Origin of the sequence: Cryptosporangium arvum DSM 44712, assembly GCF_000585375.1 — a bacterium.
Taxonomy (GTDB): Bacteria; Actinomycetota; Actinomycetes; order Mycobacteriales; family Cryptosporangiaceae; genus Cryptosporangium; species Cryptosporangium arvum.
In genome coordinates, this window is sequence record NZ_KK073874.1 from 5,042,034 (window position 1) to 5,064,977 (window position 22,944).

The 22,944-nt window shown below is 73.0% G+C and carries 21 protein-coding genes and 1 pseudogene; 9 read left to right on the plus strand and 13 right to left on the minus strand.

Going from position 1 to position 22,944, the window contains the following annotated elements:
• Nucleotides 1-38: 38 nt before the first annotated feature.
• Nucleotides 39-485, minus strand: a complete 447-nt coding sequence (locus CRYAR_RS22720) for a nuclear transport factor 2 family protein (protein ID WP_051570811.1) — start codon at nucleotides 483-485, stop codon at nucleotides 39-41.
• A gap of 30 nt (nucleotides 486-515) precedes the next feature.
• On the opposite strand from CRYAR_RS22720, the gene CRYAR_RS22725 reads away from it, so the two are divergent.
• Nucleotides 516-1,454, plus strand: coding sequence for an LLM class F420-dependent oxidoreductase (locus CRYAR_RS22725; RefSeq protein WP_035855078.1), 939 nt, complete (start codon nucleotides 516-518; stop codon nucleotides 1,452-1,454).
• 115 nt (nucleotides 1,455-1,569) lie between these two features.
• On the opposite strand, the gene CRYAR_RS47500 is transcribed toward CRYAR_RS22725, so the two are convergent.
• Both CRYAR_RS47500 and CRYAR_RS22735 read right to left on the minus strand, forming a co-directional pair.
• On the minus strand, nucleotides 1,570-1,788 hold the full coding sequence (locus CRYAR_RS47500; protein ID WP_035855080.1) for a hypothetical protein: 219 nt from the start codon (nucleotides 1,786-1,788) through the stop codon (nucleotides 1,570-1,572).
• A gap of 41 nt (nucleotides 1,789-1,829) precedes the next feature.
• Entirely contained in the window at nucleotides 1,830-2,840 is a 1,011-nt protein-coding gene (locus CRYAR_RS22735; protein ID WP_035855082.1) for an NADPH:quinone reductase, read from the minus strand.
• A gap of 61 nt (nucleotides 2,841-2,901) precedes the next feature.
• On the opposite strand from CRYAR_RS22735, the gene CRYAR_RS22740 reads away from it, so the two are divergent.
• The 3 genes from CRYAR_RS22740 to CRYAR_RS22750 all read left to right on the plus strand — a co-directional run bounded on the left by CRYAR_RS22740 (nucleotide 2,902) and on the right by CRYAR_RS22750 (nucleotide 6,292).
• Nucleotides 2,902-3,747 (plus strand): fumarylacetoacetate hydrolase family protein, encoded by an 846-nt coding sequence (locus tag CRYAR_RS22740; RefSeq protein ID WP_035865889.1) that lies wholly within the window; start codon nucleotides 2,902-2,904, stop codon nucleotides 3,745-3,747.
• Nucleotides 3,748-3,798: 51 nt separating this feature from the next.
• Nucleotides 3,799-4,659, plus strand: a complete 861-nt coding sequence (locus CRYAR_RS22745) for an LLM class F420-dependent oxidoreductase (protein WP_035865892.1) — start codon at nucleotides 3,799-3,801, stop codon at nucleotides 4,657-4,659.
• Between the two features lie 70 nt (nucleotides 4,660-4,729).
• Nucleotides 4,730-6,292, plus strand: coding sequence for a methyl-accepting chemotaxis protein (locus tag CRYAR_RS22750; protein ID WP_169745075.1), 1,563 nt, complete (start codon nucleotides 4,730-4,732; stop codon nucleotides 6,290-6,292).
• 15 nt (nucleotides 6,293-6,307) lie between these two features.
• Here the strand turns inward: CRYAR_RS22750 and CRYAR_RS22755 are convergent, their stop codons facing one another.
• From CRYAR_RS22755 to CRYAR_RS44605, 3 genes are read right to left on the minus strand one after another with little or no spacing between them, the layout of a single operon-like run.
• Nucleotides 6,308-7,234, minus strand: a complete 927-nt coding sequence (locus CRYAR_RS22755; protein WP_051570812.1) for a PDR/VanB family oxidoreductase — start codon at nucleotides 7,232-7,234, stop codon at nucleotides 6,308-6,310.
• Complete coding sequence (locus CRYAR_RS22760; RefSeq protein WP_035855085.1) at nucleotides 7,231-7,728, minus strand: dimethylamine monooxygenase subunit DmmA family protein; 498 nt, start codon at nucleotides 7,726-7,728, stop codon at nucleotides 7,231-7,233. Before CRYAR_RS22760 ends, CRYAR_RS22755 begins: the two co-directional genes overlap by 4 nt.
• A 23-nt stretch (nucleotides 7,729-7,751) precedes the next feature.
• A complete protein-coding gene (locus CRYAR_RS44605; protein WP_063725749.1) occupies nucleotides 7,752-8,363 on the minus strand; it encodes a response regulator transcription factor in 612 nt (203 codons plus the stop codon).
• Between the two features lie 196 nt (nucleotides 8,364-8,559).
• Between CRYAR_RS44605 and CRYAR_RS43465 the strand changes: the two genes are divergently transcribed.
• Complete coding sequence (locus CRYAR_RS43465; RefSeq protein ID WP_051570813.1) at nucleotides 8,560-11,325, plus strand: hybrid sensor histidine kinase/response regulator; 2,766 nt, start codon at nucleotides 8,560-8,562, stop codon at nucleotides 11,323-11,325.
• A gap of 57 nt (nucleotides 11,326-11,382) precedes the next feature.
• Here CRYAR_RS43465 and CRYAR_RS22775 read toward each other — a convergent pair whose 3' ends face one another.
• Complete coding sequence (locus CRYAR_RS22775; protein ID WP_035855086.1) at nucleotides 11,383-12,135, minus strand: sulfite exporter TauE/SafE family protein; 753 nt, start codon at nucleotides 12,133-12,135, stop codon at nucleotides 11,383-11,385.
• A gap of 64 nt (nucleotides 12,136-12,199) precedes the next feature.
• On the opposite strand from CRYAR_RS22775, the gene CRYAR_RS22780 reads away from it, so the two are divergent.
• Both CRYAR_RS22780 and lhgO read left to right on the plus strand, forming a co-directional pair.
• The gene (locus tag CRYAR_RS22780) at nucleotides 12,200-13,678 is read left to right on the plus strand and encodes an SLC13 family permease (RefSeq protein WP_035855088.1); all 1,479 of its coding nucleotides are present in this window, start codon (nucleotides 12,200-12,202) and stop codon (nucleotides 13,676-13,678) included.
• Between the two features lie 72 nt (nucleotides 13,679-13,750).
• Nucleotides 13,751-14,920: an L-2-hydroxyglutarate oxidase gene (gene lhgO / locus CRYAR_RS22785; RefSeq protein WP_035855090.1), complete on the plus strand. Its 1,170-nt coding sequence runs from the start codon at nucleotides 13,751-13,753 to the stop codon at nucleotides 14,918-14,920.
• 3 nt (nucleotides 14,921-14,923) lie between these two features.
• On the opposite strand, the pseudogene CRYAR_RS50870 reads toward lhgO, so the two are convergent.
• Nucleotides 14,924-15,605 (minus strand): annotated as a pseudogene (locus CRYAR_RS50870) (mycofactocin-coupled SDR family oxidoreductase).
• Between the two features lie 54 nt (nucleotides 15,606-15,659).
• Here CRYAR_RS50870 and CRYAR_RS50875 point away from each other — a divergent pair.
• Nucleotides 15,660-15,938: a metalloregulator ArsR/SmtB family transcription factor gene (locus CRYAR_RS50875; protein WP_035855091.1), complete on the plus strand. Its 279-nt coding sequence runs from the start codon at nucleotides 15,660-15,662 to the stop codon at nucleotides 15,936-15,938.
• Between the two features lie 3 nt (nucleotides 15,939-15,941).
• Entirely contained in the window at nucleotides 15,942-16,331 is a 390-nt protein-coding gene (locus tag CRYAR_RS22800; protein WP_035855093.1) for a VOC family protein, read from the plus strand.
• A gap of 156 nt (nucleotides 16,332-16,487) precedes the next feature.
• On the opposite strand, the gene CRYAR_RS22805 is transcribed toward CRYAR_RS22800, so the two are convergent.
• From CRYAR_RS22805 to CRYAR_RS22825, 5 genes are all read right to left on the minus strand, one after another.
• On the minus strand, nucleotides 16,488-16,817 hold the full coding sequence (locus CRYAR_RS22805) for a hypothetical protein (RefSeq protein WP_035855095.1): 330 nt from the start codon (nucleotides 16,815-16,817) through the stop codon (nucleotides 16,488-16,490).
• Nucleotides 16,818-16,946: 129 nt separating this feature from the next.
• Nucleotides 16,947-17,840, minus strand: a complete 894-nt coding sequence (locus CRYAR_RS22810; RefSeq protein ID WP_084701967.1) for an ABC transporter permease — start codon at nucleotides 17,838-17,840, stop codon at nucleotides 16,947-16,949.
• On the minus strand, nucleotides 17,833-18,909 hold the full coding sequence (locus CRYAR_RS22815; protein WP_051570814.1) for a quaternary amine ABC transporter ATP-binding protein: 1,077 nt from the start codon (nucleotides 18,907-18,909) through the stop codon (nucleotides 17,833-17,835). Before CRYAR_RS22815 ends, CRYAR_RS22810 begins: the two co-directional genes overlap by 8 nt.
• Nucleotides 18,906-19,856, minus strand: a complete 951-nt coding sequence (locus CRYAR_RS22820; protein WP_051570815.1) for a glycine betaine ABC transporter substrate-binding protein — start codon at nucleotides 19,854-19,856, stop codon at nucleotides 18,906-18,908. The genes CRYAR_RS22815 and CRYAR_RS22820 overlap by 4 nt, the downstream gene beginning before the upstream one ends.
• A 9-nt stretch (nucleotides 19,857-19,865) precedes the next feature.
• Nucleotides 19,866-22,853, minus strand: a complete 2,988-nt coding sequence (locus tag CRYAR_RS22825; protein ID WP_157017985.1) for a DUF3604 domain-containing protein — start codon at nucleotides 22,851-22,853, stop codon at nucleotides 19,866-19,868.
• Between the last annotated feature and the right edge of the window lie 91 nt (nucleotides 22,854-22,944).

Below are 22,944 nucleotides of genomic sequence, written 5' to 3' on the forward strand. Positions count from 1 at the left end.
CTCGTTTGGCGGAGAGTAGAACCGGGTGGGCGACGGGGTCAAGGAGTCCGGATGCTCGCGAGCGTGCGCTCGACCTCCCAGTAGGCACGCATCAGCTCGATGCGGCCGGACCCGTCGAGCCGGTAGACGCTCACGAGCTCGGTGTCGGCGACGCTGCCGTCGGCCATCTCGGTGGTGAACGTGGCGACGTTCGCGCAGTGCGGACCGTTGGCGAACGAGTCGTGCACGGTGAAGTGGAAGCTCTTCACCGGCCCGATCGCCAGGTCCCAGAACGCGGCGACACCGTCGCGGCCGCGGTGGCCCTTGGCCTCGGGGTCGAAGAAGGACGGTCCGACCGGGTCCTCCAGGACCGCGTGGTCGGCGAAGAGCGCGAGCCACTCCTCTTTGGCCTTGCGGCCGACCGCGTCGTAGGAGCGTTGCGACGCCGCCCGGGCCGGGTTGTCACCGTCGGGCGCGTTCCAGGTGATGAACTCGGAGTCGATCATTTCGGTACTGTAACGCGTTCTAATAGGGGCATGACGATTCGCCTGGGCTACCAGATTCCGAACTACAGCTACCCGGACACGCCGGACGACGAGCTGTTCGACGTGGTGATCGCGCAGGCGAAGGAGGCCGAGGCGTCCGGGTTCGACACCGTGCTGGTGATGGACCACTTCTACCAGCTGCCGGGGCTCGGCTCGCCGGACCGGCCGATGCTGGAGTGCTACACCGCGCTCGGCGCGCTGGCCGGAGCGACGTCGACCGTGCGGCTCTCGGCGCTGGTCACCGGCAACACCTACCGCAACCCGCCGATGCTCGCCAAGACCGTGACGACGCTCGACGTCGTGTCGAAGGGGCGCGCGATCCTCGGTATCGGCGCGGGCTGGTTCGAGCGCGAACACGACGACTTCGGGTACGAGTTCGGGACGTTCACCGACCGGTTCGAGAAGCTCGAGGAGTCGCTGACCATCGTCGCGCCGATGCTGCGCGGAGAGGCGCCGTCGTTCTCCGGCAAGTGGTACACGGTGACGAACGCGATGAACAACCCACGGGTGCGCCCGACGATCCCGATCATGCTCGGCGGCTCCGGAGAGAAGAAGACGTTCCGGCTGGCGGCGCTGTTCGCCGACCACCTCAACGTCATCTGCGCCCGGGAGGACATCCCCCGCAAGGTCGCGGCGCTGCGCCAGCGCTGCGAGGAGGCCGGGCGGGACCCCGCGACGCTGCCGACCAGCTTCCTGACCTCCGTGGTGGTGGCCGAGACGTCGGCGGAGCTCGAGGCGCTGCTCGAGGGCGTGTCGCCGCGGGCACGGGCCCGGATGATCTGCGGGACGCCGGACGAGGTGGCCACGGTGCTGCAGAAGGAGGTTCTCGACCCGGGCATCACCGGGCTGACGATCAACATGCCCCTGATCGGCCACCGCCCCGGCGCGGTCGCCCTGGCCGGCCGGACCCTGCGGCCGCTGGTGAACTAGCGGAGCGGCGCCTGGTTCGGTGGCACCTTCACGCTCCGCCCGACCCAGACGATCGCCACGACCTCGACGGCAGCAGCCAGCAGCAGCACGACCATGAGGTCGAGAGTACGGCAGATCAGCGGCCGGTCAGGGCATCACCGGCGGGGCGGGGCAGCCCGGCCCGGCTCGCCGACCAGCCGAACCCCACCTGGAGGAAGAGCGGCAGCAGGAACGGGATCGCGGTGATCAGCGCGTACGCGGTGATCGCCTCGTTGACGTCGACCGGGGCCACCCCGAAGTCGGCCGCGATGCTCGGGGCGGCCGGGGCGATCACCGTGCCGTCGAGGATCTCCATGAAGTACGCGCCCGCGACGCGGCGCCACGCGGCCGAGTCTGTCAGATCTCGATCAGCACCTTCCCGACGGCGCCGCCGGCCACCGCCGCGTGGGCGTCACCGGCCGACGCGAGCGGGTATCGCAGGATCGGCAGGCCGTGCTCGGTGCCCACCGGCAGCGCGCCGTCGGCCACCGCCCGGGTGATGTCCTCGGCCGCCGCGTCCAGCGCGGGCTGCCCCACGGTGTAGAGCAGCAGGAACTGGTAGCGCACGTTCGCCGCGAAGTGCCCGATGACGTTCAGCGTCAGCTCGTCGCCGCCGTCGTTCGCGTAGACCGCGACCGTGCCGTGGTTGGCCAGCACCGCCTGGTTGAGCGCGGCGTTGCGGGCCGGGGACACCTCCACCACCTGGTCGACGCCGCCGGGTGCGAGCCGCCGGATCTCGGCGGCCGCGTCCTGCTCCCGGTAGTTGACGACGTGGTGCGCCCCGGCCGCGGTGGCCAGCTCCGCCTTCTCGGGGCCGCTGATCGTGGTGACCACGGTCGCGCCGGCCCACCGCGCGAGCTGGATCGCCGCGTGCCCGACCGCGCCCGCTCCCCCGGCGACCAGCACGACCCGGCCGTCCAGTGCCCCCGGCCCGAGCCGGGACGGGCCGTGCTCGGCCACGGTCAGCGCCCGGTGCGCGGTCATCGCGGGTACACCCAGCGAGGCGCCCAGCTCCAGGCTCGCGCCGTCCGGCAGCCGGACGACGTGCTCCACGGGCTGCACCGTGTACTCGGCCGCGGTGCCGCCGGGCCGCTGGTGGGCCGACAGGTAGGTCCAGACGTGGTCACCCACGCTCAAACCGGACACGCCGGGGCCGACCGCGTCGATCACGCCCGACCCGTCCTGGTTGGGCACGATCTCGGGGAACGGCAGGTCGCCGGGGCGGGCCCGGGACTTCCAGTCGGTCGGGTTCACGCCCGAGAACGCCACCCGGATCCGCACCTCGCCCTCGCCCGGCTCCGGCACCGGTCGGTCGACCAGTTCGAGCACGGAGGGATCACCGGTCCTGCTGTACACCACGGCTCTCATGACACCCAGTGTGCCCGTGCCCTTGAATGGGGTTCTCGCCGCAGCACATCTGGGAGTGACCGTGAAGATCGTCGGGATCCGCCGCAGCAGCACGTCACCGGTCGAGGTGGCCGACCTCTCCGAGGACGGTTCGGCCGTGTCCGTGGTGGCCGCGCTCGACGATTTCTGGGCCGACGCCGCGCGGCTGATCGCCCGCCCGCCGGCCGGTGACCGGCTGGCCCGGACGGACGTCGAGCTGGTACCGCCCGTGCTCCCGGGCGCGCGGGTGATCTGCATCGGGCTGAACTACGTCAAGCACGTCGCGGAGGGCACGTTCGCCGCCGAGGGCGTGCCGCCGCACCCGACGCTGTTCGCCCGCTGGACCCGGTCGCTCACCGTGGACGGGGCCTCGGTGCCGGTGCCGTCGAACGAGCCGGGGATCGACTGGGAGGGCGAGGTCGTGGCCTGGGTCGGCTCGCGTCTGGCCGACGCCGACCCGGACACCGCGCTGGCCGCCGTCGTCGGCTACTCGGCGTTCAACGACCTCACCGCGCGCACGGCGCAGAAGCTCACGTCGCAGTGGATCCTGGGCAAGAACGGCGACCGGTCCGGGCCGCTCGGGCCGCTCGTCCCGGCCGCCGAGGTCGGTGACCTGCGCGACGGGCTGCGCGTGCGGACCCGGGTCAACGGCGAGACCGTGCAGGACGGGCGCACCGACGAGATGGTGTACACCGTCGGCGACACGCTCTCGCTCATCTCGCACACGTTCACGCTGCACCCCGGTGACCTGCTGGCCACCGGCACCCCGTCGGGCGTCGGCTACGCCCGCGACCCCCAGTGGCTCCTGCACCCCGGCGACGTCGTGGAGGTGGAGGTGGAGCGGATCGGCGTGCTCCGCAACCCGATCGTCGGAAACGACGAACGCTGACCGTCGGCACCCCTACGCTAGAACACGTTCTAATTCGACGTGGAGGTGCGCATGAGGCACGGGGTCGTGCTGTTCGCCAGCGACCGGGGGATCCGGCCGGCCGACGCGGCGCGGGCGGCCGAGGACGCCGGTTTCGACGCGTTCTACGTGCCCGAGCACACCCACATCCCGGTCCGCCGGGAGGCCCCGCACCCCGGCACCGGGGGCGCCGCGCTGCCCGACGACCGCTACTCGCGCACGCTCGACCCCTGGGTGGCGCTCGCGACCGCCGCCCAGGTCACGACCCGGATCCGGCTCGCGACCGCGGTCGCGCTCCCGGTCGAGTCCGACCCGATCACGCTCGCGAAGACGATCGCCACGCTCGACCACCTCTCCGGCGGCCGGGTGACGCTCGGCGCCGGGTTCGGCTGGAACACCGACGAACTCGGCGACCACCGGGTCGACTCCCCGCGCCGGCGCACCGTGCTCCGCGAGTACGTGGAGGCGATGCGCGCGCTCTGGACCCAGGAGGTCGCCGAGTACCAGGGCGAGTACGTCGCGTTCGGCCCCTCGTGGGCGTACCCGAAGCCGGTGCAGCCGCACGTTCCGCTGATCATCGGCGCCGGTGGCGGCCCGAAGACGTTCGCCTGGATCGCCCGTACCGCGGACGGCTGGATGACCACGCCGACCGAGACCGGCCTGGGCGAGAAGACCGACGCGCTCCGGAGCGCCTGGGCGGCCGCCGGACGGTCCGGCGAGCCCCAGATCCACGTGCTCGCGACCGCGCGCCCCACGCCGGAGCTGCTCGGCTCCTGGGCCGACGCCGGCGTCACCGACGCGATCTGGGGGCTGCCCGACCGCTCCCCCGACGAGGTCGTCGCCTCGCTGGGACGCACGGCCGAGCGCCTGGGGCTGACCGCCACCCGCGCCTGAACGCCTCAGCTCCCGCCACCGCCCGCCGATGAGGCACCGGGGTCCGCGACGCGGGGATGGGGTGGCGATAGTGCGCTGGACGATCAAGCGGAAGCTCGTCGGTATGGGCGCGGTCGCGCTCGTCGGAGTCGCGGCCATGGCCGGGGTGCAGTACTACACCGGTCACCAGTCGAGCGCCGCGCTGACTGAGATCGCCGACAACAACTATCCGTCGGTGCGGCTCGCGCTCGAGATGGAGGTGTCCAAGACCGGTCAGGCCGACGACCTGGCCAGTTACGTCGCCGGTGGGAACACCGAGTTGGTCACCGAGTGGAAGAAGGACGGGGCCGAGTACAAGGCGTTCCTGGAGCAGTACGCGAAGCTCGAGAACACCGACACCGAGGTCGAGGTGATCGCGGGGCTGCGCGAGCTCGAAACGCAGTACGACGCGGCCGGCCAGCAGGTGGCCGCCCTGGTCGCGCAGGGCGACCGGACCCGGGCCTCCGAGGTCTCGGACTCGGTGCTCGGCCCGATCGAGGACAAGATGTTCGCCGACCTCACCAAGCTCGAGGACATCAACGCGGACTTCCTCGACGCGCAGAACACCGACGCCAAGTCCGCCGCCCGCACCGCGCTGTGGCTCTCGCTCGGTCTGGCGGCGCTGATCGCCGTCGTGACGCTCGTCGTCTGCGCGCTCGTCATCCGCTCGATCCTCTCCGCGCTGGCCCGCACGTCGGCCGTGCTCAGCGCGGTGGCGGCGAACGACCTGACCCGCACCGTCGAGGACGTCGGCGACGACGAGATCGGCGAGATGAACGTGTCGCTGAACACCGCGATGGGCTCGGTCCGCAAACTCGTCGGCGCGGCCGGCGAGTCGGCGCAGGCGCTGGCCGCCGCGGCCGAGCAGCTGACCGCCTCGGGTGTGCAGATCGCCCACAGCGCCGAGGAGACCTCCGCGCAGGCGCAGGCCGTCGTGCGGGCCGCCGAACAGGTGGCGATGAACGTGCAGACGGTCGCGGCCGGCTCGGAGGAGATGAGCGCGGCGATCCAGCAGATCTCGGAGAGCGCGAACGAGGCCGCGACGGTCGCCGCCGAGGCCGTGCAGGCCGCCGAGTCGACCAACTCGACGATGCACAAGCTCGGCGACTCGTCGATCGAGATCGGCAACGTGGTGAAGGTCATCACCTCGATCGCCGAGCAGACCAACCTGCTCGCGCTCAACGCCACGATCGAGGCCGCCAGGGCCGGCGAGTCCGGGAAGGGCTTCGCGGTCGTCGCGAACGAGGTGAAGGACCTGGCCCAGGAGACCGCGAAGGCCACCGAGGACATCGCGGCGCGGGTGGAGGCGATCCAGGCCGACAGCCAGACCGCGGTGGGCGCGCTGGACGCGATCCGCGACGTCATCGGCCGGATCAACGACTACCAGGTGACGATCGCCGCGGCGGTCGAGGAGCAGGCCGCGACGACCGGCGAGATGAACCGGAACGTGGCCGGCGCCTCCGACGGCGTCGGCGAGATCACCGCGAACATCAGCGGGGTCGCCGAGGCCGCCGAGATCACCGGCCAGGGCGTCACCGAGTCGGCGCGGGCCACCGCCGACCTGTCCCGGATGAGCAACGATCTCCAGCAGCTCGTCGGCGCGTTCCGGGTCTGACGCTGACGTTCACGGTTAGAGGTCCAGCTCCAGAGTGTCGGTCTCGCTGCGGGAGACGCAGCACATGACCGCGGTGCCGGCGGCGCGTTCGCGCTCGTCCAGGTACTCGTCGCGGTGCAGCGGCGTACCGGCCAGCACCGGGGTCAGGCACTCGCCGCAGATGCCCTGGCGGCACAGGTTGGGCACCGCGACCCCGGCGCGCTCGAGCGCGTCGAGCAGGCTGGTCCCGGGGGGCACGACCACGTCGCGCCCGGAACGGGCCAGGCGCGCGACGAACCGGGCCCCGGGGTCGAGCGCGGCGGGCACGAACCGTTCGAGGTGCAGGCGTTGCGGCACCCACCCGGCGCCGGCGGCGTCGCCGAGCACCCGGTCGGTGAGCCCGCCCGGGCCGCAGACGTAGAGGTGCGTGCCGAGCGGCTGGCCGGTGAGCGCGCCGGCCAGCACCCCGAGGAACTCCGCGCGCCCGGTGACCCGGTGCAGACGCGGCCCGAGCGTGTCGGCCAGCTCCGCGGCGAAGGCCCCCGCGTGCGGGCGGTGCACGTAGATCAGCTCGACGTCCCGCCGGCGGCGCCGGGCGTCGCGGACGTGGGCGACCATCGGGGTGACGCCGATCCCGCCGGCGATCAGGAGGTGCTTGCGCGCGGTGCGCACCGGGGCGAACGCGCTGCGCGGGCGGGACGCGGTGACCCGGTCGCCGGGCGCGAGGCCGTGCAGGTACGCCGACCCGCCGCCGCGTCGCAGCACGGCGATCGTGTACTCCCCCGGCGCGGTGCCGTCGTTGGTCAGCGAGTAGGCGTTGCGGGCGGGGCCGCACTCCAGCACCAGGTGGCTCCCGGCCGGGTGCGGCGGGAGCGGACGCCCGTCCGCGGCGGTCAGGGCCAGCTCGCGGATGCCGTCGGCGAGCCCGGTGGTGCGCCGGACGACCAGGTCGAGCACGCTCACCCGGCCGAGCCCAGGTAGGCGGCGTGGACCCGGGAGACGTGGGCGTGCACCACGAGCGTGCGGGCGCACCCGGCGCAGCGCAGCTGCTCGTCGGGGCGCACGTCGGCCTCGGTGGTCGCGGTGCAGTGGGCGCAGCGGACCCGGCGGCGCCGGTCGTCGGTCACCAGGATCCGCAGCTCGGCGTCGAGCGCGCCGCCGTCCAGCGCCACCGCGTGCGCGCGCAGCACGTCGATCTCCGGGCCGGCCAGCAGGAGACGCCAGCCGACGGTCACGACCCGCAGCCGCCCGGCGAGCGCGGCCAGCGCGTCGTCGTCGGCCCGGTCGCAGCGCCGGACCCAGAGCGGGCGGGCCAGGGCGCGGATCCGCTCGCACCAGCCGGCGGCGACCCCGGCGGCGTCCCCGCCGAAGGCCATCACCGCGTACGCGCGGCCGCTCTCGTCGATCCCGGGATCGGTGGTCGGCCAGCGCGGCACGCTCGTGTGCGGAGCACCCATCCCTCCAGGATCCCAGGCGTACGTCAGTTGTCGGACGTGAGGAGCCGGAAGAAGCGGCGCCGACCCACCTTCGCCTCGGCCTCCTCGGTCGCCACCAGCGCCGCCGCGACCGTCTCGGCCACCGGAGCCGGAACCGACCGCTCGGACGGCGGTGCGGGCACGGCCCGTTCGGCCGGTGGGGCGCCGGGTACCGGAACCGCCATCGGCACCGGGGTCGCCACGGAACCCGGGGCGGGCGCCCCGATGAGCTGGTCGTCGTCGACGCCCGGGGAGCCGTTCATCAGCGAGTCGATGCGCGCCGCCAGCTCCCGGGGGCTGAACGGCTTGGCCAGGAAGTCGTCGGCGCCGGAGTTGAAGCTCTCACCGATGTACTGCGGCTGGCTGTGGGACGTCACCATGATGACCGGCACCTTGGCCGTCGACGGGTCGGCCCGGATCAACCGGACGACGTCGAGGCCCGACAGGCCGGGCATCTGCATGTCGAGCACCACGACGTCCGGTACCGACCGTTTCACCGCGACGATCGCGGCCGCGCCGTCCTCGGCCGCCGTCACCTGATGCCCGGCCCGGGACAGCTTCTCGGTGATCATCGCCCGGATGTCCGGGTCGTCTTCCGCGATTACGACGGCACCCATATGGCACTCCTTTTGACGCTTCATCCCGATTTTGGCCCGGCACAGTCTCGGAAAAGTTGCGAAACGGGTGCAGCCCGGGAGCGGCCGTCGACGTGGGGCCGGTGACACCCGCGCCGCACCCGAAGCAAAGCTCCTCGGCACCCCGGGCCGTCGATGATCGAGCCGTCGGGATCCGAGCGCGGGAATCGGGGTGGGCATGGCCAGGTGGACCGTCGGACGACTGGTGGCCTTCGGCTACGTCCTCGCGATGCTCGTCACCGCCGTCCTCGGGGGCAGCGGCTACGTCCGGATCGAGACGATGAGCCACACCCAGGCCTCGGTCGAGCACAGCTACCACGTGCTCGACCGCATCGCCGCGCTCCGGGCCCAGCTGCAGGACGCCGAGCGCGGCCAGCGCGGCTACCTGCTGACCGGCCGGGACTCCTACCTGGCGCCGTACGCGAGCGCGGTGCGCGAGGTCACCGCGACGATGAGCGGGCTGGCGTCGGCCGCCGCCGGCGACGCGGTGGCCCGACGGGCCCTCACCGACCTGCGCCCGGTCGTGGCGGGCAAGCTCGCCGAGCTCGCCGAGACCGTCGCGCTGCGGCGCACCGAGGGCTTCGCCGCCGCCCAGCGCGTCGTGCTCACCGACCGCGGCGACCAGGAGATGGACCGGATCCAGTCGATCCTCGCCGGCCTCGAACGCCACGAGCGCTCCGTGCTCGCCACCAACCGGGCCGCGCGGGCCGCCGGTGCCGCCGCCACCCAGTCGCTGCTGCTGTGGGGCTCGGGGTTCGCCGCGCTGGTGATGGTCGGCGTCGCGGCCTGGGTGACCCGGTCGCTGACGTCGCCGGTCCGCCGGATCACCGCGGCGGCCGACCAGGTCAGCGCCGGTGACCTGGGGCAGCGGGTCCACCCGACCGGCCCGGTCGAGCTGCGCCGCGCGGCCGAGGCGATCAACGCGTCGGTGGACGCGATCTCCGCCGCCCGCGACGAGGCGATCGCGGCCACCGCGGCCAAGTCGGCGTTCCTCGCGACGATGAGCCACGAGATCCGCACCCCGATGAACGCCGTGATCGGCATGACCGGGCTGCTCCTGGACAGCGAGCTGGGCGCCGACCAGCGGCGGCTGGCCGAGACCGTGCGCGACAGCGGCGAGTCGCTGCTCGCGATCATCAACGACATCCTCGACTTCTCGAAGATCGAGGCCGGTGAACTCGGCCTCGAGAACACCCGGTTCGACCTGCAGGAGTGCCTCGACACCGCGCTGAGCCTGGTCGCCCTGCCCGCGCACGCCAAGGGGCTGGAGCTGGTCGGCTCGCTCGCCGACGACTGCCCCACGTTCCTGAGCGGCGACGTGACGCGGCTGCGCCAGGTGCTCGTCAACCTGCTGTCGAACGCGGTGAAGTTCACCGAGCGCGGCGAGATCGCGGTGTCCGTCGACGGGCACCGGGGGCCGGGCGGCGCTCTCGAGCTGGAGATCAGCGTCCGGGACACCGGCATCGGGATCCCGGCCGACCGGATGGACCGCCTGTTCCGGGAGTTCAGCCAGGTCGACGCGTCGACGACCCGGGTGTACGGCGGCACCGGGCTGGGCCTGGCGATCAGCCGGCGCCTGGTCTCGGCGATGGGCGGCGACCTGCGGGTGACCAGTGAGGTCGGGGTCGGCACCACGTTCACGTTCACGGTCGGCCTGACCGCCCACGCCGACCGCCGGAGCACCGCGGCGCCGGCCGCGCTCGCCGGGAAGTCCGTGCTCATCGTCGACGACAACCCGACCGTGCGCCGGATCGTCGCCGCCCGCCTGGCGTCCTGGGGGGTGCGCTGGAGCGAGGCCGACTCGGCCGAAGCCGCCGTGCTGGCGCTCACCGACGGCATCGGCTACGACGCCGCGCTCGTCGACGCGAGCCTGCCCGGCACCGACGGGGTGCGGCTGGCGCGCCGGATGCGTGCCCTGCCGGCCGGGCGCGAGCTGCCGCTGGTGCTGCTCGCGGGCGCCACCGGGCAGCCGGACCTCACCGGCGACGGGCTGTTCGCCGCCGTGCTCACCAAGCCGCTGCGCCCGGTGCAGCTGGCCTCGACGCTGGGCCGGCTGCTCGACCCCGGGTACGCCGACGCCGGACGGCGGTCGACCGACCGGGCCGAGGCGCCGGTCGCCACCCGGCGGCTGCGCGTGTTGCTCGCCGAGGACAACCCGATCAACCAGCAGGTCGCGCAGTTCATCGTGGCAAAGCTGGGGCACCGGATCGACACCGTCGGCAACGGGCAGGAGGCGGTGGAGGCGTTGGCACGCACCCAGTACGACGCGGTGCTCATGGACGTGCAGATGCCGGTGCTGGACGGGCTGGAGGCCACCCGCCGGATCCGGGCGCAGGTGCCGGCCGAGCGGCAGCCGCACATCATCGCGATGACCGCGAGCGTGCTGGTGGAGGACGAGGCCGCGTGCCGGGCGGCGGGCATGGACTCGTATCTGCCCAAGCCGGTCCGCGCCGCCGATCTGGCCGCGGCGCTGGCCGCGGTGGGCAGCGGCACTCCGGCGCCCGCGGTGGAGGCCGCGGTCGCCGTCGCCACCGCCACCGCCACCGAAGGCGACGACGCCGGGATTCAGAACACGTCGGACATGCGGGGGCGGCTGGAGGACCTGATCGAGCCGGACTCGGACGCGGACGAGCGGGCGATGATCGGGCGGATGTTCACCTCGTTCGTGCAGCGGCTGCCCGGCGCGCTGGAGAGCGTCGAGTCGGCGCTGGGGGCCGGGGACGGGACGGCGCTGGCGACCGCCGCGCACAGCCTCAAAGGAATGGCGTCGAACGTGGGGGCGATGCGGCTCTCCCGGCTGGCCGCGTCGGTCGAGGACGCCGCCCGCTCCGGCGCGGCGGTGCCGGGGGACGCGCGGTCGCGTCTGCAGGGTGAGGCCGAGGCTGCCGCGGTGGCCGCCGAGGCGATCGGGGCCGAGCTCGTCCTCACCGCGGCCGCGGCCTGAGGGGTCCACCGGCGTCCCCGGGCCGCCGGAGCCCCGGCCCAGGGGCGCGGCCGGGGTTCAGAGGAGCATGGTGACGGCGGCGGTGATGCCGGCCAGCACGATCAGGACCCGCAGGAGGGTGGCCGGGAGGCGGCGGCCGATCAGGGCGCCGACGTAGCCGCCGCCCGCCGAGCCGAGCGCGAGCAACCCCGCCGCGGCCCAGTTCACGTCGGCGACCACGACGAACAGCACCGACGCGACGACGTTCCCGGCCGCGATCGAGAGCGTCTTCAGCGCGTTCACCACGCGCATCGGAAGGTCGGCGCCGAACCCGAGCACGGCCATCATCATCACGCCCGACCCGCCACCGAAGTACCCGCCGTACACACCGACGACGACGCACGCCGCGGTCGTGACGGCGGAGAGCCGGGCCCCGCCGCGCTCACGACGGCGCAGCCGCTTCGAGAGGAACGGCTGCGCACCGACGAGCAGGCAGGTCACCAGGATCAGGTACGGAACCACGGCGGCGAACACCCCGGGCGGCAGGGCCAGCAGCAGCACCACGCCGAGCACCGCGCCGCCCGCGCAGGTCACCAGCACGACCGTCGTCACCAGCGGCTGTTCGCGCAGTTCGCGGCGGTAGCCGAACGAGCCGCTGAGCCCGGCCGGCGTCAGCCCGATCGTGTTCGAGACGTTCGCGACGACCGGCGGGAGCCCGACCGCCAGCAGCACCGGGAAGCTCAGCAGCGACGCGAACCCGACGGTGGAGATCAGCAGCCCGGACCCGAGCCCGGCGAACAGCACCAGCGCGTACTCGACCGGTGAGTTCACCGCAGCAGCATATCTAAGTGACCCTAGTCACTCTAACCTGGACACATCGACCGGGAGGTGTGTCATGGGACCGGAATGGGTGGCGATTCTCGCGCTGATCGCGCTGTTCGTCGCGGGTACCGCGTTACCGATCAACATGGGCGCGCTGGCGTACGTGGCCGCGTGGCTCGTCGGGATGTACTCGCTGGGACTGGACGAGAAGGAGATCCTCGCCGGGGTCAGCGGTGACCTGATTTTGACGCTCATCGGCGTGACGTACCTCTTCGCGGTGGCGCGCAACAACGGCACCGTGGACGTGATCGTGAACTCCGCGGTGCGTGCCGTCGGCGGGCGGGTCGCGCTCATCCCGTGGGTGATGTTCGCGGTGACCGCGGTGCTCACCGCGATCGGCGCGGCCAGCCCGGCGGCGTGCGCGATCATCGGCCCGATCGCGCTCGGGTTCGCCGGCCGGTACGGGATCAACCCGTTGATGATGGGCATGTTCGTCGTGCACGGCGCGCAGGGCGGGGGCTTCTCGCCGATCAGCATCTACGGGACGATCACCAACTCGGTGATGGAGGAGGCGAACCTCCCGACCGGCGAGATGACGGTGTTCCTCGCGAGCCTCGCGATCAACCTGGTGATGGCCGCGATCCTGTTCGCGCTGTTCGGCCGGGGTCTCCTGCGCCGCCGGGTGGCCCCGGACCACACCGAGGAGACGCCCGAGGCCGTCGGCGCGACGGCGCCCTCCCTCTCCGGAGACGCGCGGGCGGCCGGGTCCGGCGGGGACCGGCCGGTCTCCGGTGGGACCGCCGGAGGCGGCGCGGGAACGGGTCGCGCCGCGGACGATCCGCCGGACGACGGGGCGGACGGCGGCGGGGCCGAGCGGGACGGGGTGACGCGGCCGCGGACCGCCGAGACCGGCGGCACCGGGGCGGCGGCGGAGGCCGCGGGTGGGGAGCGCACCGGTGGCCGCCGGGACCACGTCCTGACGCTCGTCGCGTTCGCGCTGGTGGCGATCGTGGCGCTGGTCTTCGACAAGAACATCGGGTTCGTGGCGATCACCGCCGCGGTCGTGCTCGCGATGCTCTCCCCCACCCAGCACCGCGACGCGGTCAAGCAGGTCGCCTGGCCGACCGTGCTGCTCGTCGCCGGTGTCAGCACGTACGCGGCGATCCTCAACGAGGCCGGCTCGCCGGAGTTCGTCGGGAAGTGGGCGGCCGGGCTCGGCGCCGTGGCGATCGGCGCGCTCGTGCTCTGTTACGTCGGCGGCGTCGTGTCGGCGTTCGCGTCGTCGACCGCGCTCCTGCCGGTGATCATCCCGATCGGAGTGCCGCTCGTCGTCGACGGCGGGATCAACGCGGCGCTGTTCGTCGCCGCGCTCGCGATCTCGTCGACGATCGTCGACGTCAGCCCGTTCTCCACCAACGGCGCGCTGATCCTCGCCAACCGTCCGGAAGCGGTCCCGGAGGCCCGCTTCTACCGCCAGATCCTCACCTACAGCGTGATCGTGGTGCTGGTGGGACCGCTGCTGGTCTGGGCGGCGCTCGTCCTGCCCGCGTAGCGCGCCGGCGTTCAGCCCGGCCGGGGCCCGGCGGGACGGGCGTGGACCCGCGCCGGGCGGGATGATCCGGGGGTGAGCACAACACGGATCGGGGTCGTGGGGGCGGGCATCGTCGGGCTGGCGATCGCTCGCCGGCTGGCGGGGCGCGGTGCGGACGTCGTCGTCTTCGAGAAGGAAGCGGACCTGGCCCGGCACCAGACGGGACACAACTCCGGCGTCGTGCACGCCGGGATCTACTACCCGCCCGGGTCGCTGAAAGCGACGCTCTGCCGACGCGGGGTGGGCCTGCTCAAGGAGTTCTGTGCCGGGCACGAGCTGGTCTACCGGGAGATCGGCAAGGTCGTGGTGGCGCGCGACGAGACCGAGGTGGTGCGGCTGAAAGGACTCGAGGAGCGATCGCACGCCAACGGCGTCCCGGGGGTGCGGTGGCTGTCGGCGCCCGAGCTGCGGGAGATCGAGCCGCACGTCGTCGGCGCGGCGGCGCTGCACTCGCCGACGACCGCGATCGTCGACTACGTGGCCGTGGCGCGGGCGCTGGCGGCCGACCTCACGGCCGCGGGCGGAGAGGTGCGCTACGGCGCGCCGGTCACCGCGATCGAGCCGGTCGGCGACCGGCTGCGGGTGCGCGGGGAGGTGCTCGACCGGCTCGTGCTCTGCGCCGGGCTGCAGTCCGACGTCGTCGCGCGACTGGCCGGCGACGACGCGGGCCCGGCGATCGTGCCGTTCCGCGGGGAGTACTACCGGCTGACGCGCCCGGACCTGGTCCGCGGCCTGGTCTATCCGGTGCCGGACCCGGCGTACCCGTTCCTCGGCGTGCACCTGACCCCACGCGTGGACGGCACGGTCGACGTCGGTCCCAACGCCGTGCTCGCCACCGCGCGCGAAGGCTACCGGCGCCGGGACGTCGACCTGCGCGACCTCGGCCGGACGCTGGCCTGGCCGGGGTTCCGCCGGCTGGCCGCGAAGCACTGGCGCGCGGGGGTGCGCGAGATCCGGGGGTCGGTCTCGAAGCGGGCGTTCGCGGCGGCGGCCCGCGACTACGTGCCCGCGTTGTCGGCCGCCGACCTGGTGCCGGCCCCGGCCGGGGTGCGTGCGCAGGCCGTCGACCGGGACGGGTCGCTCGTCGACGATTTCCGCATCAGCACGCTCGGCCCGGTCACCGCGGTGCGCAACGCCCCCTCCCCGGCGGCGACGTCCTCGCTGGCGATCGCCGAGTACGTCGTCGACCGGATGCCGTCGTGAGCCCTACTTCGCGGTGAAGCCGGCGTCCACCGGGAGCGTCACCCCCGTGACGTAGCGGGCGTCGTCGCTGACCAGCCAGGCCACCGCGTTGCTGACGTCGATCGGCTCGATCATGTCGACCGGCATGAGGTTCGTCATCGTGTCGCTGCCGTCGTGGTTCTCGGCGAGGAACGCGGCGACCGCGTCGTTCAGGATCATCGGCGTGTTCACCCCGGTCGGATGGATCGAGTTGACCCGGATGCCCTGCGGGCTCAGCCAGTTGGTGAACGTCCGCATCAACCCGACGACGCCGTGCTTGGCGGCCGCGTACGCGACACCACCCGGGCCGCCGCCCGAGCCGGTGCCCCTCAACCCCATCGGTGTTCCGGACGCCGATCCGGTTCACGTCGATGACGTCGACCGGTCCGAGCGCGGCCTCACCCTCGCTCACCGCGGCTTTCAGCGCGGTCAGGTCACGCACGTCGGCCGGCCGCGCGACGATGCGCCGGTCGAGCGCTTCGACCAGCCGGACCGTTTCGGCCAGGTCGTCGGGCCGAGCCATCGGATACCCCACCGTGCGGATCTGGCCGCAGAGATCGACCGCGACGACGTCCGCGCCCTCCTCGGCGAGCCGGACCGCGTGACTGCGGCCCTGCCCCCGTGCGGCACCGGTGATGAACGCGACCTTGCCGTCGAGCTTCCCCATGCCGCGTCACGGTCCCGATTGACAGGCAAGTCTGTACTTGCCTATCGTTCCGGCATGGCGGACGTGTTCAAGGCGCTGGCCGACCCGACCCGCCGCACGATCCTCGACGAACTGCGCGAACGCGATGATCAGACGCTGTTCGAGCTCTGCGGCCGGCTCACGATGAAGCACGGCCTGAGCTCGTCCCGGCAGGCGATCTCGCAGCATCTCGACGTTCTGGAGGAGGCCGGACTCGTCACCACCAGGCGCGCGGGCCGGTACAAGTACCACCGGCTCGACACCTCTCCCCTGCGGGCCATCGTCGAGCGGTGGCCGCTCACCGACCAGGAGTAAGCGATGCGGATCCACCTCACGAACGTCTTCGTGGACGACCAGGCCACGGCGCTGACCTTCTACACCGACGTCCTCGGGTTCCGGAAGAAGGAGGACGTCCCGCTCGGCGACGACCGGTGGCTCACCGTGGTCTCCCCCGAGCAGCCCGACGGACCCGAGCTGCTGCTCGAGCCGTCGGGGCACCCGGTCGTGCGGCCCTACAAAGAGGGGCTGGTCGCCGACGGCATCCCCGCCGCGTCGTTCGCGGTGAAGGACGTCGCCGCGGAGTTCGCGCGGCTGCGTGAGCGGGGTGTGGTGTTCACCCAGGAGCCCACCGACCTGGGCCCGATCGTCCTGGCCGTGCTCGACGACACCTGCGGCAACCTCATCCAGCTCGTCCAGCACAAGCACTGACCGGCTCGACGTCACGCCGCGCGCACGACCATGATCGCCGCGGCGAGGAAGGCGGCGCCGGTCAGCAGCGCCGATGGGGCCCCGCCCCCGGCGCCGCACCGCGGCCGGGCCGTCGACGTCCGGCTGCACGAGACGCAGCGCGAGCACGCCGGGCAGTCACATCGGCACCCCCAGCCCCGTGAACCACACCACCGGGTCACCCGGCGGCCCGGCGTCGACCAGCACGAGCGCGACCGAGCCGGTCGCGAGCTCGTCGCTGATCCAGGCCACGTCCGCGCCGCTCGCGAACGTCCACGCCAGGCCCCACCGCAATGGCGTGGCCAGCGGCGCCCCGAAACCGCCGACCAGCCTGGTCGCCATCATCGCCGGACCCGTCAGCGCGTAAGACACGACCAGCGACCACTTGCGACTGACCCGGTCGGCCAGGACCCCGGCCGGTACCGCGAGCAGCAACGCCACCGCCGACCGGCCGACACCGGTCAGCACCAGCTGCGACGCGGTCAGTCGCGCGTCGGCGACCAGGGAGAGGCTGGTGACCAGCCACCACCCGGCCGCCGGACGGACGCCGCCCCGAGATCCCTCGCCACCGCCCGACCCTGCGCGACCCGCCTCCCGTCACCCGCCCGTCGGCGCCGGCTCCGGTACCGGCGCGGAGCGGGACGCGCGCCGGGGCAGCCGGCGGCGGAACCGCCCGGCGCCGAGGCCACCGGTCACCCGGTCCAGGAAGATCGCCAGGATCACGACCGCGAGCCCGCCCTCGAACCCGGTGCCGATGTCCAGCTGAGTCACCCCGCGCACCACGATCTCCCCGAGTCCCCCGGCCCCCACCATGCCGGCGATCACGACCATCGACAGCGCCAGCATGATCACCTGGTTGACCCCGGCCATGATCGACGGCAGCGCCAGCGGCAACTGCACCTGACGCAGCACCTGGCCCGGCCGCGACCCGAACGCGTGCGCGGCCTCCACGATCTCCGGGTCGACCTGCCGGATCCCCAGCTCGGTCAGCCGCACCGCGGGCGGGATCGCGAACACCGTCGTCGACACCGTGCCGGGCACGACGCCGATCCCGAAGAAGAACACCGACGGGATCAGGTAGACGAACACCGGCAGCGTCTGCATGAAGTCCAGCACCGGACGCACGATCGCCCCGGTCCGGGAGCTGCGCGCCGCCAGCACGCCGAGCGGCACCCCGATCAGCACCGCGGCGAACGCGGCGATCAGCACGACGGTCAGCGTCTGCATCGCCGCGGTCCAGAGCTCCATCGAGACGACGAGCAGGAACGCCGCCACGGTGAACACGACCAGCTGCCACGACCGCGCCGCCACCCAGGCCAGCACCGCGAACACCGCGATCACCACCCCGTAGGGCGGCGAGTGCAGCACCCGGTACAGCGCGTTGATCACCTGCGTCACGAACGACGCCAAGCCGTCGAACACCCCACCGAAGTGGTCGAGCAGGAACGTCACCAGCGCGTCGACCCACTCGCCGACCGGGACCCTAGGCACGGACACCGCCCAGGGCCGAGAGCAGGACGCGGTCGGACACCACGCCGACCAGCCGGCCGTCGTCGACCACGACCAGGGGCGCGGTCAGGGCCAGGTGCAGGAACTCCACCAGCGGCCGGTCCGGCGCGACGACGTGGTAGGAGTCCGCGACCCGCGCCGAGAGGTCCGGCTCCCCGGCGTCGAGCGCGGCGGCCACCTCGGACGACCCGACCAGACCTAGCAGCTTGTCGTCGCCGTCGAGCACGAAGACGTCCGAGCCCAGGACGTCGGCCGGGGCCGTGGACAGGGCCGCGGTCGACGTCGCCGGACGCATGACCGCGGACGCGGTCAGCACCCGGGCCCGGTCGACGTCGGCGACGAACTCGCCGACGTAGTCGTTGGCCGGCGCGGACAGGATCTCCGGGCCGGTGCCGCACTGCTGCACCCGGCCGTCCTTGAGCACCATGATCCGGCTCCCGATCCGCATCGCCTCGTTGAGGTCGTGGGTGACGAACACGATCGTGCGGGGGCGGTCGGCCTGCAGGTCCAGCAGCAGGTCCTGCATGTCCCGGCGGATCAGCGGGTCCAGCGCGCTGAACGGTTCGTCCATCAGCAGCACGTCGGGGTCGGTGGCGAGCGCCCTGGCCAGCCCGACGCGCTGACGCTGGCCGCCGGAGAGCTCGTGGGGCCTGGCGTCACCGCGGTCGCCGAGGCCCACGCGCTCCAGGGCCTGATCGGCGCGTTCCAGCCGCTCCGCCGCCGGAACGCGCCGGACCTCCAACCCGTACGCGGCGTTCTGGCGCACGGTCCGGTGCGGGAACAACGCGAAATGCTGGAAGACCATGTTGACGCGCCGGTTACGCACCTCGCGCAGCTCCGCCGCCCCCAGCCCGGCCAGGTCGACGCCGTCGAACGTCACCGTGCCCGACGTCGGCTCGACCAGGCGGTTGATCATGCGCAGCAGCGTCGACTTACCGGAGCCGGACAGGCCCATGAGGACGAACAGCTCGCCCTGAGCCACCTCGAACGTGACCTCGTCCACGGCTCGTTTCGTGCCGTAGACCTTCGTCAGGCCGGTGCCGGTGATCATCCGCCCACCACCGCGGCCACGCCGTCCTTGCCGTCGGCGGTCCGCACGCCGTCGAGCCACTTCGTGACGACGTCCTCGTTCGACGCCAGCCAGGCCGACGCGATGTCCTTCGCCGGCTTCTTCTGCGGGCCGAACGCGTCGATCCACTGCGAGGCGGTCTCGGCGTCGACGGTGATCTGGGACAGGAACTTCGCCAGGTTCGGGTCGTCGGACGTGAGGCCCTTGCGGGTCAGCACCCGGATCTCACCGGCACCCGGCCAGACCTTCTGCGGGTCGTCGAGGAACGTCACGTCCCACTTCACGACCATCCAGTGCGGCTTCCAGGCCAGGAACACCACCGGCTGGTTCCTCGCCACCCGCCGGGTGACCTCGGCCAGCATCGCCTCGGTGCTGCTCGGGGTCAGCTTCCAGTCGCCGAGCCCGTAGGCGTCCTTCGATATCGCGTCGAGAATGGCCTGGTTACCGGGGGTGCCGGGCTCGATGCCGAGGATCTCCTTCTTGAACTCGGCCGCGTGCTCGTCCAGGTCGGCCAGCGACGTGACGCCGAGCTTCGACGCCTGGGCACCGGGGATGCCCGGCGCGTACTGGGTGCCGGTGAGCAGCGTCCCGGTCACCTCGACCGAACCGGCGTCGATGAGCTTGCCGAACACCGACTCCTGCGACGGCCACCAGTTGCCCAGGTACGCGTCGGCCTTGCCGGTGGAGAGTGCCTGGGCCCCCAGCGGCACCGCGACCTCCTGCACGGACGGCGAGTAGCCGAGCTTGGTCAGGATGTCGCTGACGATCTGGTTCTCGACGATCAGGTCCTCCCAGGGTTGCTGGACGAGCCGGACCGACTTCGTCGCGTCGCCGCCCTCGTTCTCACCGAAGGCGGTGTCGCCGGAGTCCCCGCAGGCCGCCAGCACCGCGGTCAGGGCGAGGGCGCCGGCCACGAACCGTACTTTCATCGCAACTCCTTAGTCGGTGTCCACCCAGACCGGGGAGGACCAGGCCATCTCGCCGTCCACCTGGATGACGCGGACGTAGTAGTAGGCGCCGTCGCCCACGTCGTCGGTCCAGTGCAGACGCTGCTCGCGGGTGCCGAGCGAGGTGAGGCCCCCGGTCGCGCGGAGCACGGTCAGCCGCCCGCCCTCGCCGCCGGGCAGCTCCAGACCGACGAGCTTCGCCAGTCTCGTACGCACCCCGCCGAGGGTGACCGTCGCGTCGGGCGGGCCCACCAGCGTCAGTTCGACGCCGCCGCGCTGCGCGCCGTAGGGCTCCCCGAACGACTTGGTCGACGCGCGCCAGCGGGCCGACGTGCGGCTGACCGCGGTGAGTTCCGGCGACAGGTACGGGGTGGCCAGGATCTCGCCGCCCTCGATCGTCAGCTCGCCGGACCAGTCGGTGGTCACCGCACTGCGGCCGAACTCGATCCGGATCGGGAGCTCGAGGTGCCCGTCGGCGAGGTCGAGAGCCGGGCGGAGTTCGCGGATCGTCTCGCCGTCGCGGACCAGCTGGATCCGGGCCAGGTCCCGGTACCCGCGGGCGTAGACCTCGATCCCGACCGGGCCGGTGCGCCGGATCTCCGAGCCCATGAACGCGCCGCCGACCCGGACGTCGACGAGCACGTCGCGGGTGGTGGCGCCGAAGACGCGCCGGTCGGTCAACGCGGTGAAGACACCGTCACGGGTGAGCCGGTCGGCGAACGCTCCGACGTAGCTGGCGCCGTTGCCGTGATCGGAGCTGGCGATCAGGCCGAAGCGGTGGCCCCGGGCCAGGCCGTCGGCGACGAACGTGCCGTGCCGGGTGGCGTCGGAGTACTGGCGGAAGACGCCGTCGGCCTCGTAGTTGCCGCGGCAGGCCTGGAAGACCTCGACCAGCCGCAGGTACCGCGGGTCGGCGTAGTCCCAGTCGTACGGGATCATCGCCGAGCCCGGGTGGTGCGGGATCGTGAGCGCCGGGTGGTCCGGGTGGCGGCGCAGGCTGGTCCACAGCTCGTCCGGCGTCCGTGAGCCCTGCGCGAACGACGAGTAGATCGGGGCGCCGCGCTCCACCGAGCCGTAGATGACGTTCTGGTGGCCGGTGTCGCCGGTCCATTCGAACCCGTAGAACGGGACGAAGCGATCGTCGACGCGGAACAGGTCGGCGATCTTCTGGATCGACCACCACTGGTACGCGCTGCTGTTCTCGGAGTGGTCGGTGACCGCCCAGAAGTCGTAGTCGCAGACGTCCCAGCCGTAGCGGTAGAAGTCGTCGAGCGACGGTTCGTCGCCGGAGGTGCAGCGGCTCACCAGCGAGTGGCGGTGCAGGTCGCCCCAGTAGAGCGTGAGCGTCTCGCCGTCGACCTCGGTGGTGTAGCGGTCGGGAGCCGCGCCGAGCCAGGTGCGGGCCTCGCGCCGGGTGCTGCTCTCGACGAGCGCGAGCGGCCGCTCGGCGCGGGCCGGCCCGGTCGCTGACGGGCGGGTGGCGGAGCGGATCACGCCCACGCCGTGCAGGCCGTGCCACACCACCGAGCCGAGGTGCTCGAGCAGCACCGGGCACTCGCGCCCGCCGAACCCCTCGGTCCAGGTGAGGCTGCGCTCCAGCCGCCCGTCGGCCTGCCAGGCGACGCGGACGCCGTCGGGCGCGGCGCAGATCGCCGGCTCCTCCAAGGTGCCGTCGCTGCCGCCGAACGTGACCGGGGCCGACCAGCCGTCCGGGCCGAGCGTCTGGGCGGCGACCTCCCAGTAGTAGGTCATCAGCGGCAGCTGGCGGTGCACCCGGTAGGCGACGGTCAGACCGCCGTCCGGGTCCGCGACCAGGCGCGGCAACCCGCCGGGTACGACGTTCAGGCCGGGGGCGAGCACCCCGCCGGCCTCCCGGAGCCCGTCGTCGGTCACCCGCACCACACGCAGCGCCGCGGCGACGTCGGGGAGAAGTTCGGGTGGGACGGAGTCGCCGGACTCGCGGGCGCCGGCGACCGCGGGGGCGTCGGCCAGCTCCGCGGCCGGGCGCAGGCGGGTGGGGCCGGAGCCGCCGTGACCGTGCACGGCGATGAGGTCGAACGCGCACCAGACCGCGCCGTCGGTGGTGACCGCGAGGCTCGGGTGCAGCGCGTAGTCGGTACCGGAACTCACCGGGCGGATCGGCCCGGCGCCGGTGCGGACGACGACCCGGTACGAGCCGTCCACGTACTCCGACCAGGCGTAGACGCTGGAGCCGCCGGGCGTCGCGGCCACCGCGGGGTCCCAGGCGTTGCCGGCGGCGCCCGCGCTGACGAGCACGGTCTCGCCCCAGACGCCGTCGCGGTACCGGCGCGAGAAGATGCCGAAGCCGGTGCCGTGCGGGCCCTGCCAGACGGCTTCGAGCCCGTCGGGGGTCGCGACGACCTCCTGGTTGAAGCTCGGGTGGCCGCTGTCGCTGATCCGCTCCGGTTCGCCGTCGACGGGGTGCGCGAGGACGGCGACGTGCCCGGCGGCGTCGGCCCGGCCGTAGAGGACCCAGGCGACGCCGTCGGGGGCGAAGACCGCCGACGGGCGGAAGCAGTCGCCCGGATCCGGCGTGAGCACGCGCCGCTCGCCGTCGAGCTCGGCGACGATCCGCTCCCCGGCGCCTTCCTCCCAGTCGATCCAGACGTACAGCTCCCGCCCGTCGGCCGCGACGGCGACCGCGGGCCGCGCCGCCGCGCCCTCGGCCGGGGTGGAGACGTCGCGGCCGGGGACGCGGTGGTGGCCGGGGAGGTGGGGTGCCGCGGCGAGGCGGGCGTCGGCGGTGGCCAGGTAGTCGGTGAGGCGTCCGCCCCCCTCGTCGACCCACATGTAGCGCAACGGGTCGGGGTCGAGCGCCGCGACGACGCCGGACACGTCGCGTGACCCGTCGATCGCCGCGGCCAGCCGCCGGTTGAAGGCCAGCACCCGCTCGAGGTCGGCGCGCTGGCGGTCGGTGTAGCCGTCCGCGTGATGATCGAGACCGCAGCACTCCATCATGGGCAGAACCCTCCCGTCCGGCGTCGAAGGAGGACAATCCCCTGGCACGGGGGGACCGATACCAATTCCCTACCGACGCCATAGGATTTAC

Excerpts from the sequence above, each read along its gene's own strand:
- CRYAR_RS50875 (WP_035855091.1), top strand. The coding sequence starts at position 15,660 with ATGGCGGACGTGTTCAAGGCGCTGGCCGACCCGACCCGCCGCACGATC.
- CRYAR_RS22815 (WP_051570814.1), bottom strand. The coding sequence starts at position 18,909 with ATGATCACCGGCACCGGCCTGACGAAGGTCTACGGCACGAAACGAGCC.
- CRYAR_RS22780 (WP_035855088.1), top strand. The coding sequence starts at position 12,200 with ATGGGACCGGAATGGGTGGCGATTCTCGCGCTGATCGCGCTGTTCGTC.
- CRYAR_RS22825 (WP_157017985.1), bottom strand. The coding sequence starts at position 22,853 with ATGATGGAGTGCTGCGGTCTCGATCATCACGCGGACGGCTACACCGAC.
- CRYAR_RS22745 (WP_035865892.1), top strand. The coding sequence starts at position 3,799 with ATGAGGCACGGGGTCGTGCTGTTCGCCAGCGACCGGGGGATCCGGCCG.
- CRYAR_RS22725 (WP_035855078.1), top strand. The coding sequence starts at position 516 with ATGACGATTCGCCTGGGCTACCAGATTCCGAACTACAGCTACCCGGAC.
- CRYAR_RS22800 (WP_035855093.1), top strand. The coding sequence starts at position 15,942 with ATGCGGATCCACCTCACGAACGTCTTCGTGGACGACCAGGCCACGGCG.
- CRYAR_RS47500 (WP_035855080.1), bottom strand. The coding sequence starts at position 1,788 with ATGGAGATCCTCGACGGCACGGTGATCGCCCCGGCCGCCCCGAGCATC.
- CRYAR_RS44605 (WP_063725749.1), bottom strand. The coding sequence starts at position 8,363 with ATGGGTGCCGTCGTAATCGCGGAAGACGACCCGGACATCCGGGCGATG.
- CRYAR_RS22760 (WP_035855085.1), bottom strand. The coding sequence starts at position 7,728 with ATGGGTGCTCCGCACACGAGCGTGCCGCGCTGGCCGACCACCGATCCC.
- CRYAR_RS22720 (WP_051570811.1), bottom strand. The coding sequence starts at position 485 with ATGATCGACTCCGAGTTCATCACCTGGAACGCGCCCGACGGTGACAAC.
- CRYAR_RS22735 (WP_035855082.1), bottom strand. The coding sequence starts at position 2,840 with ATGAGAGCCGTGGTGTACAGCAGGACCGGTGATCCCTCCGTGCTCGAA.
- CRYAR_RS22820 (WP_051570815.1), bottom strand. The coding sequence starts at position 19,856 with ATGAAAGTACGGTTCGTGGCCGGCGCCCTCGCCCTGACCGCGGTGCTG.
- CRYAR_RS43465 (WP_051570813.1), top strand. The coding sequence starts at position 8,560 with ATGGCCAGGTGGACCGTCGGACGACTGGTGGCCTTCGGCTACGTCCTC.